General features: G+C 38.5%; 10 protein-coding genes. 4 read left to right on the forward strand and 6 right to left on the reverse strand.

Going from position 1 to position 13,159, the window contains the following annotated elements; all coding sequences use genetic code 11:
• Nucleotides 1-120 precede the first annotated feature (120 nt).
• Complete coding sequence (locus FVA69_RS00080; RefSeq protein WP_164528225.1) at nt 121-2,634, forward strand: penicillin G acylase; 2,514 nt, start codon at nt 121-123, stop codon at nt 2,632-2,634.
• A gap of 37 nt (nt 2,635-2,671) precedes the next feature.
• On the opposite strand, the gene FVA69_RS00085 is transcribed toward FVA69_RS00080, so the two are convergent.
• Nucleotides 2,672-3,334, reverse strand: coding sequence for a helix-turn-helix transcriptional regulator (locus FVA69_RS00085; RefSeq protein WP_117162963.1), 663 nt, complete (start codon nt 3,332-3,334; stop codon nt 2,672-2,674).
• Nucleotides 3,335-3,408: 74 nt separating this feature from the next.
• On the opposite strand from FVA69_RS00085, the gene FVA69_RS00090 reads away from it, so the two are divergent.
• Entirely contained in the window at nt 3,409-4,818 is a 1,410-nt protein-coding gene (locus tag FVA69_RS00090; protein WP_164528226.1) for an MFS transporter, read from the forward strand.
• Between the two features lie 48 nt (nt 4,819-4,866).
• Here FVA69_RS00090 and FVA69_RS00095 read toward each other — a convergent pair whose 3' ends face one another.
• Nucleotides 4,867-6,363, reverse strand: a complete 1,497-nt coding sequence (locus FVA69_RS00095) for an MFS transporter (RefSeq protein ID WP_164528227.1) — start codon at nt 6,361-6,363, stop codon at nt 4,867-4,869.
• Between the two features lie 95 nt (nt 6,364-6,458).
• Here FVA69_RS00095 and FVA69_RS00100 point away from each other — a divergent pair, with 95 nt between their 5' ends.
• Nucleotides 6,459-6,998 (forward strand): TetR/AcrR family transcriptional regulator, encoded by a 540-nt coding sequence (locus FVA69_RS00100; protein ID WP_123382687.1) that lies wholly within the window; start codon nt 6,459-6,461, stop codon nt 6,996-6,998.
• A gap of 327 nt (nt 6,999-7,325) precedes the next feature.
• Nucleotides 7,326-7,625: a hypothetical protein gene (locus FVA69_RS00105; protein WP_164528228.1), complete on the forward strand. Its 300-nt coding sequence runs from the start codon at nt 7,326-7,328 to the stop codon at nt 7,623-7,625.
• A gap of 265 nt (nt 7,626-7,890) precedes the next feature.
• On the opposite strand, the gene FVA69_RS00110 is transcribed toward FVA69_RS00105, so the two are convergent.
• From FVA69_RS00110 to FVA69_RS00125, 4 genes are all read right to left on the reverse strand, one after another.
• Entirely contained in the window at nt 7,891-9,057 is a 1,167-nt protein-coding gene (locus tag FVA69_RS00110; protein WP_117162962.1) for a hypothetical protein, read from the reverse strand.
• Between the two features lie 127 nt (nt 9,058-9,184).
• Nucleotides 9,185-11,017 (reverse strand): glutamine--fructose-6-phosphate transaminase (isomerizing), encoded by a 1,833-nt coding sequence (glmS, locus tag FVA69_RS00115; RefSeq protein WP_004906751.1) that lies wholly within the window; start codon nt 11,015-11,017, stop codon nt 9,185-9,187.
• Nucleotides 11,018-11,227: 210 nt separating this feature from the next.
• Nucleotides 11,228-12,598 carry a bifunctional UDP-N-acetylglucosamine diphosphorylase/glucosamine-1-phosphate N-acetyltransferase GlmU gene (glmU, locus tag FVA69_RS00120; RefSeq protein WP_164528229.1) on the reverse strand — a complete coding sequence of 457 codons (1,371 nt, stop codon included), beginning with the start codon at nt 12,596-12,598 and terminating at the stop codon, nt 11,228-11,230.
• A gap of 126 nt (nt 12,599-12,724) precedes the next feature.
• The gene (locus FVA69_RS00125) at nt 12,725-13,150 is read right to left on the reverse strand and encodes a F0F1 ATP synthase subunit epsilon (RefSeq protein WP_004906291.1); all 426 of its coding nucleotides are present in this window, start codon (nt 13,148-13,150) and stop codon (nt 12,725-12,727) included.
• Nucleotides 13,151-13,159 lie beyond the last annotated feature (9 nt).

Genomic DNA, 13,159 nt, shown 5'->3' on the forward strand with positions numbered 1-13,159 from the left:
TTTATGTATCCTTTTCTGTGATCGTGATTCACATATTAACAATTAACCATAAATTAACCATTTATTAACAACACAATAGTGCTAGTCTCAAAAAAATAATAACAACATGAGACTCAATAAATGAAAAAACACCTCATCTCTACCGCTATTGTTTTAAGTTTAAGTTCACTACCACTCTCATCATTTTCTCAGTCAATTCAAATTAAAATTGAACGAGATAACTATGGTGTTCCTCACATCTATGCCAGTGATACTTATAGCCTTTTCTATGGATATGGCTATGCTGTGGCACAAGACCGATTATTCCAAATGGAAATGGCTAAACGCAGTACCCAAGGAACAGTTTCCGAAGTGTTAGGTAAAGATTACATTTCTTTTGATAAAGAAATCAGAAACAACTATTGGCCTGATTCTATCCACCAGCAAATCACGCAATTATCCCCTAAAGAACAAGATATTTTGCAGGGTTATGCGGATGGCATGAATGCATGGATTAAACAAATCAATGCTAAACCGGATGACTTAATGCCTAAACAGTTCATTGATTATGATTTTTTACCATCCCAATGGACGAGTTTTGATGTTGCGATGATAATGGTCGGTACAATGGCAAACCGCTTTTCCGATATGAATAGTGAAATTGATAACCTAGCATTACTCACTGCGCTTAAAGATAAGTATGGTGAACAAATGGGAATGGCGTTTTTTAACCAAATTAATTGGCTTAATAACCCCAACGCACCAACAACAATCTCATCAGAAGAATTCACCTATTCAAATTCACAAAAAACAAAAAATATAGCGCAATTGAATCAAATTAGTGATTACCGACTTACTGCTCCCATGTTTGAACGCACGGCAAAAGATGCAACAGGAAAATTAATAGCGCTTTCTTCCCAGGAAAATAATGCGTTAATCGCTAAACAATATGAACAAAGCGGTGCTAATGGCCTAGCAGGGTATCCAACCACCAGTAATGTTTGGCTTGTTGGAAAAACAAAAGCGTCTGGCGCAAAAGCCATTTTACTTAATGGCCCACAGTTTGGTTGGTTTAACCCTGCCTATACATACGGTATAGGGTTACATGGAGCCGGGTTTAATATTGTTGGAAATACACCGTTTGCTTATCCCGCTATTTTATTCGGTCATAATGGGCAAATTTCTTGGGGCTCTACAGCGGGTTTTGGTGACGGCGTTGATATTTTTGCAGAACAAATTTCACCTGAAGATCCAAATAGCTACTTCCACCAAGGGCAGTGGAAACAAATGCTATCGCGCCAAGAGACATTAAATGTAAAAGGTGAAAAACCCATTACTTTTGAAGTATACCGCACTGTGCATGGTAATGTAGTCAAGCGTGATAATACCACTCACACCGCATACAGCAAAGCTCGCGCATGGGATGGCAAAGAGCTTACATCCTTAATGGCTTGGGTAAAACAAGGGCAGGCGCAAAACTGGCAGCAATGGCTAGACCAAGCACAAAACCAAGCACTGACGATTAATTGGTATTATGCGGATAAAGACGGAAATATTGGTTATGTACATACCGGGCACTACCCTAAACGCCAAACTAACCATGACCCCCGTTTACCCGTATCAGGCACGGGAGAATGGGACTGGAAAGGGATGCAGCCCTTTGCAAATAATCCTAAAGTCTATAATCCCAAATCCGGTTACATCGCTAACTGGAATAACTCCCCAGCTAAAAATTATCCTGCTAGCGACTTATTTGCCTTCTTATGGGGAAGTGCAGATAGAGTAACAGAAATCGATAACCGCATTGAGGCCTATGATAAGTTAACAGCTGATGATATGTGGACGATTTTACAGCAAACTAGCCGTGTCGACCTCAATCATCGCTTATTTACCCCATTTTTAGCTCAAGCGACACAAGGTTTGCCGTCAAATGACAATACCGTCAAATTAGTCTCCTTGCTCCAACAGTGGGATGGTATAAACCAGTTATCAGGTGATGGAAAACACTATGTTCATCCAGGGTCTGCAATCCTCGATATTTGGTTAAAAGAAATGCTTAAAGCCACTCTAGGCCAAACGATCCCCGCACCATTTGATAAATGGTATCTAGCAAGTGGTTATGAAACGACACAAGAAGGCCCTACAGGGTCTTTAAATATCAGTACAGGCGCAAAATTACTGTATGAGTCTCTCTTAGAAGATAAATCGCCAATACCCCAGCCTATCGATCTATTTTCAGGACAATCGCGGAATGATGTAATTAGAAAAGCACTGAATGCGACCTACCAAAAAATGAGAGTAAAATACGGTGATAACCCAGCTAATTGGCAAACACCCGCCACAGCATTAACCTTCCGTGAAAATAATTTCTTTGGTGTGCCACAAGCCTTACCTCAAGAAAATTTCCATCAAAATGAATACCATAATCGGGGAACTGAAAACGACCTAATTGTGTTTACCGAAAAAGGGGTGAGTGCATGGGACATTGTTGCTCCAGGGCAAAGTGGCTTTATTTCCCCGCAAGGAAAACCTTCACCTCACTACCAAGACCAACTCTCGTTATACCAGCAGTTTGGTAAGAAACCGTTATGGCTTGATAACGAAGAGCTAGCACCACATATAGAGTCAACTGAAACATTGATGATTGAGAGATAATACTATTACTAAACTAAATACCAAGCTGTCTTGGTATTTAGTTATTAACCTTTACACGATAGACACAACGCCCTGCGCCATTTAATAAGTACTGTTCACGCTCAATGCTAGCGTCATCACCCACAATATCACTGAACAACGCCAATTCCGAACGACAAAAATTTTGGCAAGCAGTGGCTGCGGCACAAATTGGACAATGGTTTTCGATAAACAACCAACTGTCATCATCTTGTTCAACCTTCGCCATATACCCTTCTTCGCTACGCACTTCAGCCAACGCCTCAAGCCGCTCAGCTAACGGTAAATTTTTACAACGCGCAAAGTATTTTTCTCGGCTTTCCGCTTCCCTTTGGCTAATCAGCTTCTCTAGTCCTTCATCACCAAAAATAGTCCGAACAGAATCAATCAATTGAAGAGCAAGTTGCGCATGAGTATCCGGAAAACGTTGATGCCCCAGTTCTGTTAACACCCAATTTTGCCGAGGGCGCCCAGCCCCTGTTTGCGATAAGCACTGCGCCCCCTCAACTAACCCCAACGAAGTCAGTTTTTGAATGTGTTGCCTTGCTGCTTCCCCTGTCATATTTAAATCATTTGCGATCACTGCGGTAGAAATAGGCCCTTTAGTTTTGATACAAAAAAGAACCTTATCCACAGCCTGTGTTAAATTTAGATTATCAAAGTAATTACTTGCATTAATCATTATGCGACTCTATTATCCAAGCTATTACTTGGATAATACCTCTTTTTCCACCATTCCGTCTAGCGGGTCTCTCTATGAGCAATGAAACATCAACCGTACCTCAAGCCAAGTGGGCTGATTTACTCAGTGGCGCCAACGCATTACTCACTATTGCCTTAACTGGCGGAGTAGCACTACATGCTATCAATATTTATATCGTAACAACCATATTGCCCAGTGTCGTTAACGATATTGGCGGCCTTGAATATTACGCATGGAATACCACTTTATTTGTCGCAACATCCATTGTTGGTTCTGCCCTTTCCAGTAAAGTATTAGACAGTTTTGGGCCTAAATTTTCTTATTTATTCGCGCTCATTCTATTTTCTTTAGGGTCTATTTGGTGCGCAGCTTCCCCATCAATGTTGGTATTACTAGGCGGGAGAGCATTACAAGGACTTGGTGGCGGTATTTTATTTGCTCTTAGCTATGCATTAATTCGCATTGTTTTTACTGAAAACTTATGGTCTCGAGCCATGGGTGTTGTTTCAGGTATGTGGGGAATAGCAACACTCTGTGGCCCTGCAATTGGTGGTATTTTTGCTGAAAGTGGCCACTGGCGTTGGGCGTTTTGGGCTTTACTTCCTGTCGCGGTTTTTCTAGCGCTCATTGTCATCAATCAACTCCCTAAAAAACAAACTCAAGCACCAAAAACCAGTAAAATTCCATTCTTAGCGATTTCTCTGTTAGTGATATCCGTTCTTGCTATCTCAATTGGAAGTTTGTCTGATAGTTTATTCATGAACCTAATTGGCTTGTTAATTGGCCTAGCCATACTGCTGACTATTGCTTTACTCGATGGTAAAAATGACAAACGTTTATTACCAACAGGAGCCTATTCACTCAAGAATCCCCTTGGCGTCATATTTTTAACCATGTGTTTGTTAGTTGGTGGCATGACAACCGAAATTTATGTCCCTTATTTCTTACAAACCATCCATTTGTTTTCTCCGCTCACAGCAGGTTATTTAACTGCAATAATGGCAGCGGGTTGGACCATTGGGGCACTCTTTAGTGCCAATAAAACGGGGGCTATTGTTATCCGAATTATTCGAATTGGCCCGGTCATCATATTTATTTCTTTAATTGTACTTGCTGTTCTAACGCATAATCAACAACTTATCGAATCATGGCCATTATTCGTTATTTATCTCATCGCCATGGCTGGGGTTGGTCTAGGAATTGGTGTGTGTTGGCCTCATCTCGTACTACGTGTTTTTAAGAATGCGCCAGAGGGCGAGGAAAATCTCGCATCATCTTCAATTATTACCATTCAATTGTATGCAACCGCGCTATCTGTCGCCTTAGTGGGAGTCGTCGTCAATAATAGCGGGTTAATTAGCCCCGGAGGGATCGCGGGAGCACAGCAAGCTTCAATCTGGTTATTCGCCCTATTTGCAATTAGCCCATTACTCGCAACGGTATTAATCCGCAAAATAAAATAAAGAGCAAAAGGGAGTAAAAGCTCCCTTTTTGCGGGAAAATCAACCTAATTAATTTACTAATGCCTTTTTGGAACGTAACAAATAAGGCAGAACAATAATACTGATCAGCAGAACAAAAATAGTTGCTACCATCACCCCTAAGAAAGCATGGTCAAAGGCAATATTTGCCTGATTTATCAATGCTGATGCAGTATTTTCTGGTAGTGATTCAGAAACTAATAAGGCCTCATCAATACTGTCATAAACTTTATCACTGACTGTTAAGCCTTCAGGTAATGAGAGTTTCAAAGTATAAATTGCACTCATTAGTCCCCCCATAAAGGTTACACCTAAGACACTGCCAATTTCATAAGCAATTTCTTCAATTGATGCTGCCATTCCTGCTTTTTCATCAGGGGCATTTAACATCACTGTCGTTGACGCCGTCGTGAATATCGCACCAAGGCCAAACCCAATAAGAAAGAGGAATGAAAGTAACAAAATACCTGTCGAAGTTTGGTACACCATCGTTAAACCAACGACACCAATTAACGTACAAGTAAACCCGAAAACAGTGAGTTTTATCTCACCAAATTTATGAAGGTACATACCTGCCAATGGTGCAGCTATCACTGAAGCCAATGGAATTGGAATGATATATAAAGCCGCTTCAAACGGAGTATAACCTAAAACCAGTTGCAGCCGTTGGCTGAGCAATAATTCAACACCAACGATAACCACGATAGATAACACAGCCATCATCAGCCCTGCATTGAATTTAGGATGCTTTAATAGCGTAAAATCAATCATTGGGGATATTGATTTAACTTGTCGATTTCTAAATACCACCAAAAAGAAAACACCAATAACGCCTGAAGCCCATACCGCAGGCCAGTCTGTATAAGGTTTTCCGAGCTCCTTCAACGCATAAATAACGCCAATTAAGCCAATTAAGACTAAAATAGAACCGAAAATGTCGATTTTTTTGTCGCTGTTACCACCACACTTAGGGATCAAGTAACACGCAAACGGAATAACCAATAAAACGACTGGAACATTAATTAAAAAAACAGAGCCCCACCAAAAGTGGTTAAGTAAGATACCGCCGATCAAAGGACCAATTGCCGCACCACCAGATGCAACCGCAGACCATATTCCAATAGCTAATGCCCTTTCTTTTGGATCTAAAAAAACATGCCTGACAATAGCAAGGGTGGCAGGCATACTTAACGCTGCGCCAACAGCTAAAAAACCTCGAGACAAAATCAAACTTGTTGCTGTTGGTGAAAAAGCAGCACACAACGAGGCTAAACCAAATAACGGTAGCCCCAATAAAAACATTTGCTTGTGACCAACTTTATCACTTAGCATCCCTGCAGCAGGTAATAACCCAGCGACCACCAGTGGGTAAGCATTCATTATCCACAGTTTTTCAGATGACGTAGCGCCTAAATCATGGGTTAATTTAGGTAACGCGGTATACAGTACAGTGACATCAATAACGATAAGAAACAGTACACTTGAAACTAATAGAAGCACTATCCAGCGCTTATAATCGGTTAACATAAAATTCTCTCAATGAGTTTATTTGATCATGATTTTTGTGCTGATCGTGCTACAATATAAATCCATACGTACGTATTGAAAAGAGGTTTTTCTAAATGGGACGTCAACGAACAATCGATAGAGAAAAATTACTTGATGCCGCTGAAGATATTGTTCTACAACAAGGTGCTACCGCTCTCACTATCGATGCAGTTGCCAAAGCGATGGGGATCTCCAAAGGCGGTGTTCAGTACTGTTTTGGCAATAAAGATGCCTTAATTGATGCAATGTTTGAGCGTTGGGGCCAGTCTTACGATGAAATTTTTAATCAAGTGACGCTGCAAGATAACTCTCCTGAAGGGCAAATTTTTGCTCATATGCAAGCTACCCACCAGCACGATAAAGTTGCAATGGCAAAAGGCGCTTCCTTAATGGCATCCTTATTACAAACCCCTGAATACCTGGAAAGTACGCGTACTTGGTATCGTGAACGGCTTGCGAGACTAGATACTTCAACAGAAAAAGGCAAACAAGCAAGAATTGTATTTCTAGCAACAGAAGGCGCTTTTATGCTGCGCTATATGGGATTCATGGAAATAAATGATAATGAATGGCAATCTATATTTAATGATTTGGAAAATTTATTAAAGGGTTAGCCTTAGTCTCTTTTTTTGATATAGATAATGACTCCACTCCAATAAAATAATTATAAACCAAATGGAGATCATTAAAAATGAACATAGATAGATTAAAATATTTTATAGAAATAAAGAATAACAATAGTATTATTAATAATAAAAAATCATTCAGCTACAATATAAAAGAAAAACCCATCAACACTAACTGTGTCTCTTTATTAAAGATGAAATTTGAAAAGATAGATACAAACACAAAAAATTTAAAAAACACACACAAAAATAAAGCACAAAACCTCATAAAAAAAATCATTAGAATACGATATTAGCGCATTTAAAAATGATTTAATGAAAAAAAACCTTTATTTTATTTATAGTTCACCAAACTCAAAAAAAATAGAGTTAATACAAAATCATAATGAAAACAAAATAAATAGTGAAAATGCAATTTTTATCAATATGTTTGATTTATTAAAAAATGAACCGGATGGTTCCATATATAAAATAAATAATTACATCATCAAAATAACCAATAAAAACAAAAAACTAACAATAAATGATAATCGATTTACTCACAACATCACTTTAAAAAATGGGAAAGACATATTAATAGAAAGATATAATAAAAAAAGTAAACTTTCATTTTAATAAAGAATAACCCGGCAAAAACAGATTGTCGGGTTATTCTTACCATCAGTATATTACGGATTTATTTCCCAATACATTTATATATTTAATTTAAATAAAAAACACTAAACATAATAATTAAGGTGGATTTAAGAAGAAATAATAATACTTAATTTTATCATTCTTGGTGCTGATATTATTTTAAAATTATCTAGTATGAAAAATGTGTTTTACTTTCCTATGCAGCAAGATTAGGTGATTGAATCATTAAGACATAAAATCAGTTTTAATGATTCAAGAAAATCCCCTTATCATCGTCAGTTATAATTTGTTTTAACGATTTATGAATACCGCCATCATCTGTTTGCAAGATAAATACAAATAAAACCTGACAAAGTACCGATTGAGGGCAATGACGAGGCCGATATTTTGAATAGGGAGACCATCCATTAGCTAGATACCTTTCATGCATTCGCTTCATTGCATCAACAACAGAGTTAGCAGCTTGCCCTTTGTTGATTTTAGTCGATTTTTTTTGGTGATATAAAAAAGCATCAGTAACCGTTTTAGATATAATATAGAAAACTTGCCCAACAGATAATTTTTCTAATAAATAGGTGATGTTTTTTGTTGTTTTTTCACCAATCTGAAAAGATGTAAAATTATATTCATCCATTTCATAATTTAAATAAAAAAAACACTCAAATAGATTATTTTTCTTACATAACTCAATCAGTGATTTTTTATTTTCTTGTAAGTAATAAATATTAGCTAACTTTAGCTCTAGTAGGTCAATAATCGTAGATAAACTATTAGTTTCTTTAAAAATAACTTCCCAGCACATAAATATATTATTAAAATAAATATAATCTTCACTAACACTTATATACTTTAAATTAGTAACTGAACTTACTGCAATCACACCTGCAGTATAAAGCTGTTCTATGATTAACAGGTCAAACTTATAATTCGGTGTTAATTTTTTATACCTTTGATTATCCAAGCTATCTAAATACATTAGATTTTCATCAGCACAACACCGTATAAGTGCAAGTAAAAAAACACTATTTTCAAAAGAAAGATCATTGATACTTAAAGCATTTTCTTTTTTTAAAAATAATAGATTATCAATATATTCAATTTTTTCTTGCCTTTCTTTTTCATTCTCTATACGAATACAATCAACACAAATATGTTCAAAATTAATTAAATGTGAAAAATGGCTCCTATCTCGTAAAAATTCCATTTCACCACATGCTACACATTTTAGTTTTAAACAATAAGCTTTGCAGCTTCTAGCCACAATAGCTTTTATTTCTTTGGATTTTAATTGTGTTTTTTCTTCTATCTTAATCATTGAATATGAAAATCGGCCATTTTCTTCAAGCTGCCAATATAGTTGGCATACAAATTCATATTCCTTATCAATAATATCAATAAATATAATTTCCATATGTTTATTTCCTTGTTTTTTATTATGTTATATTAAAAAAAACAAAAAATAGAAATTATATTATGACAAAAAAATAAAAAGGCTCATTACGGTTAAATAATGAGCCCTTTATTAATCAATTTATTGATTACTCAACTGTCACCGACTTCGCCAAGTTACGGGGTTGGTCTACGTCTGTACCTTTAATCAATGCAACGTGATAAGACAACAGTTGCAGAGGAACGGTGTAGAAAATAGGTGCGATGAGCTCTTCAACATGAGGCAGAGAAACAATTTTCATATTTTCACTGGCTTCAAAGCCCGCATCTTGGTCAGCAAATACATACAGCAAACCACCACGCGCACGAACTTCCTCGATGTTTGATTTCAGTTTTTCTAACAGTTCATTGTTAGGTGCAACGATGATAACAGGCATGTCGGCATCAATTAACGCTAATGGGCCATGCTTTAACTCACCAGCAGCATACGCTTCTGCGTGAATGTAAGAAATCTCTTTTAATTTCAGTGCTCCTTCAACGGCAATAGGGAACTGATCACCGCGGCCTAAGAACAACGCATGGTGTTTATCTGAGAAATCTTCTGCCAATGCTTCGATAACTTTATCTTGCGATAACATGCTTTCAATACGCGCAGGCAATGCATGTAGAGCGTGAGAAATGTTTTCTTCGAGCTCAGGGTTGGCGCCTTTCAAGCGACCCATATACGCCACTAGCATCAGTAAGACAGTTAGCTGAGTAGTAAACGCTTTAGTGGATGCCACACCAATTTCAGCCCCTGCTTTGGTCATCAGGGCAAATTCAGATTCACGTACCAGTGAAGAGCCCGCAACGTTACACACTGCTAAAGAGGTCAAATAGCCTAATTCTTTAGATAAACGCAGGGCTGCGAGTGTATCTGCGGTTTCACCTGATTGAGACAGTGTTATCATTAAACTGTTTTTACGGTGTGCAGGGTTACGGTAGCGATATTCTGAAGCGATTTCCACATCACAGGGAATACCGGCCAAAGACTCAAACCAATAACGCGCCACCATGCCAGCATTGTAAGATGTCCCGCAAGCTACGATTTGGATATGTTCAACTTGAGATAAAATTTCACTCGCACGAGGGCCTAATTCGCTCAGGTCAATGCCATTATCTTTGCTAAAACGCCCTTCAAGGGTGTTTTTAATCGCCATCGGCTGTTCATAAATCTCTTTTTGCATGTAATGACGGTAAACGCCTTTATCGCCCGCATCATATTGAACGTTTGATTCAATTTGCTCGCGGTCAACAGCTTCACCATTTTTATCAAAAATACGAACAGTACGACGAGTAACTTCAGCAACATCCCCTTCTTCAAGGTAGATAAAGCGGCGAGTCACAGGCAACAATGCTAATTGGTCTGATGCTAAGAAGTTTTCACCGACACCTAAACCAATAACCAATGGGCTACCAGAACGTGCAGCGACTAATAATTCAGGAATACGGCTATCCATAATTACCGTACCGTAAGCACCGCGTAATTGTGGGATAACACGTTGAACCACTTCCACCAGCGAGCCACCTTTTTGTTGTTCATGGTGAACAAGATGGGCAATCACTTCAGTGTCTGTTTCTGAACTAAAGACATAACCGAGTTTTTTCAGTTCATCTTTCAGTTCTAAATAGTTTTCAATAATGCCGTTATGAACAACGGCAATATAACCAGAGGTATGTGGGTGAGCATTACGTTCACTTGGAATACCATGAGTCGCCCAACGGGTATGTGCAATCCCCGTTCCACCCGATACTGGGTTTTTCTCCGCTTCTTCCGCTAACATTTGCACTTTGCCGACTTCACGTAAGCGTTGCAAATGACCTTCGTGATCAACTACAGCCATACCCGCTGAGTCATAACCACGATATTCAAGACGACGAAGACCTTCTAACAGAATTTCTGCAATATCACGTTGTGCAACAGCACCTACAATTCCACACATATTTTTTTGATTCCTAGACAAAAGGTTTCTTTCTTGAGAAACCTTTATTTGTCGCAACCTAATTGTTGTACAGTTTTCACTGCTCCCCAGCCTTGTAGAAAATGGGGATATTATTTTTATATTGCTACCTTGGGTAGCTATTTTAATTTTTGCTATTTAAATAGCTTTTTTATCATAGGAGAGATAACGCTACCTCTCCTCAATATTTACTTATTTTTTCTTAACTGGACGTTGCCAGTTTTTAATATGCATTTGCTTTACACGGCTGACAACGAGTTCGTCTTCATTCACGTCACGAGTTACCGTCGTACCCGCGCCAATTGTTGCACCTTTTGCTACAGAAACTGGAGCGACTAATTGAGTGTCTGAACCTACAAATACATCATCACCAATAACAGTTTTATGTTTATTGGCGCCATCATAATTACAAGTGATGGTACCTGCGCCAATATTGACGTTATCACCGATTTGAGCATCGCCTAGGTAACTTAAATGACCCGCTTTAGAACCTAAACCTAAAGAGGCATTTTTCATTTCGACGAAATTACCGACGTGTGCTTTGGCTGCTAATTTAGCACCTGGACGTAAACGCGCAAAAGGACCAACCGTACATTCAGCTGATAATTCAGAGTTTTCTATGACTGAATACGGGCTAATCACTGAGTTATCACCGATTACACAATCTTTCAAAATACAGCCAGATTGAATATGTACGTTATTCCCTAATGTAACGTTACCTTCGATAATCACGTTAGTATCAATAATAATATCGCGACCATGAATTAGATTTCCGCGCAGGTCAAAACGTGCAGGGTCAATTAGCATCACACCGGCTAATAACAGTTTTTCCGCTTGTTCTTTCTGATAAACTCTTTCTAACGCAGCCAGCTGTAGGCGGTTATTCACCCCTTCCATCTCACTTAAATGTTTAGGATGAACGGTTGCAATTTTATTACCTTCTTTATGTGCTAATGCAATAATATCAGTAATATAGTATTCGCCTTGTGCGTTATCGTTGTTCAGCTGTGCCAACCAACGTTTGAAATCTTTACCACTGGCAACCATGATCCCAGTGTTAATCTCTTGGATTTTACGTTGCTCTTCAGTCGCATCTTTTTGCTCAATAATACCGACAACTTCATTATTTTCACGAATGATACGGCCATACCCTGTTGGGTTATCTAAAATAACCGTCAGCAAGCCAATACCACCTTCTGGCTTCACTTCAATTAAGCGATCTAAGGTATCTTTAGCAATTAATGGTACATCGCCATATAACATGACAATATTTTCATCGTCTTGAAAGCTTGGCGCGGCTTGTTGCATCGCATGGCCAGTGCCGAGCTGTTCGGCCTGCAATACCCAATTGAGGTTTTGCTCACCTAGTTTTTCTTTCAGTAAATCACCGCCATGTCCGTATACCAGATGAATATCTGATGCACCAATGGATTTTGCTGTATCTATAACATGCTGAACCATTGGTTTGCCTGCAAGCAAATGCAAAACTTTAGGTAGCTCTGAATACATCCGTGTGCCTTTACCGGCAGCTAAAATCACGACACTTTTTCTTTGCACAGTCATTTTTCCTGAAACTCCAACTTAGGGATGAAAGTAAACCTATTTCCTTTATAAATTACTACATATTTCGCTCAAATAAAAAAGCCAGTTAGACTTAACCAACTGGCTTTTTTTACTATACCGCTATCATTACATTAGCTTTTTAGTTAACTCGATGACTCGAAGTTTCGCTATTGCTTTTGCAAGTTCTGCTGATGCCTGAGCATAATCAACATCGCCGTGAGCTTTACGGACGTGTTCTTCCGCTTTGCGTTTAGACTCCACTGCACGAGCTTCGTCTAAATCTTTACCACGGATCGCTGTATCAGCGAGTACGATAACACCATTTGGTTGTACTTCTAAAATACCGCCGGAGAGGTAAATTAGCTCTTCTTCACCAAACTGTTTGGTAATACGTACCATGCCCGGTTTTATGGCAGTCAGCAGCGGGGTATGCTGCGGGTAAATCCCCAGCTCACCTTCACTACCTGTCACCTGAATTTTCTGTACCATGCCTTCAAACATTTGTTTTTCAGCACTCACTACAGTCAGGTGGTATGTCATTGCAGCTACCATATCAACCTC

It is taken from the genome of Providencia sp. PROV004 (assembly GCF_011045615.1).
GTDB classification, from domain to species: domain Bacteria; phylum Pseudomonadota; class Gammaproteobacteria; order Enterobacterales; family Enterobacteriaceae; genus Providencia; species Providencia rettgeri.

Coding starts and splice junctions, on each gene's coding strand:
- FVA69_RS00105 (WP_164528228.1), top strand. CDS start 7,326: ATGAAAAAAAACCTTTATTTTATTTATAGTTCACCAAACTCAAAAAAA.
- FVA69_RS00095 (WP_164528227.1), bottom strand. CDS start 6,363: ATGTTAACCGATTATAAGCGCTGGATAGTGCTTCTATTAGTTTCAAGT.
- glmS (WP_004906751.1), bottom strand. CDS start 11,017: ATGTGTGGAATTGTAGGTGCTGTTGCACAACGTGATATTGCAGAAATT.
- FVA69_RS00100 (WP_123382687.1), top strand. CDS start 6,459: ATGGGACGTCAACGAACAATCGATAGAGAAAAATTACTTGATGCCGCT.
- FVA69_RS00090 (WP_164528226.1), top strand. CDS start 3,409: ATGAGCAATGAAACATCAACCGTACCTCAAGCCAAGTGGGCTGATTTA.
- FVA69_RS00125 (WP_004906291.1), bottom strand. CDS start 13,150: ATGGTAGCTGCAATGACATACCACCTGACTGTAGTGAGTGCTGAAAAA.
- FVA69_RS00110 (WP_117162962.1), bottom strand. CDS start 9,057: ATGGAAATTATATTTATTGATATTATTGATAAGGAATATGAATTTGTA.
- FVA69_RS00085 (WP_117162963.1), bottom strand. CDS start 3,334: ATGATTAATGCAAGTAATTACTTTGATAATCTAAATTTAACACAGGCT.
- glmU (WP_164528229.1), bottom strand. CDS start 12,598: ATGACTGTGCAAAGAAAAAGTGTCGTGATTTTAGCTGCCGGTAAAGGC.
- FVA69_RS00080 (WP_164528225.1), top strand. CDS start 121: ATGAAAAAACACCTCATCTCTACCGCTATTGTTTTAAGTTTAAGTTCA.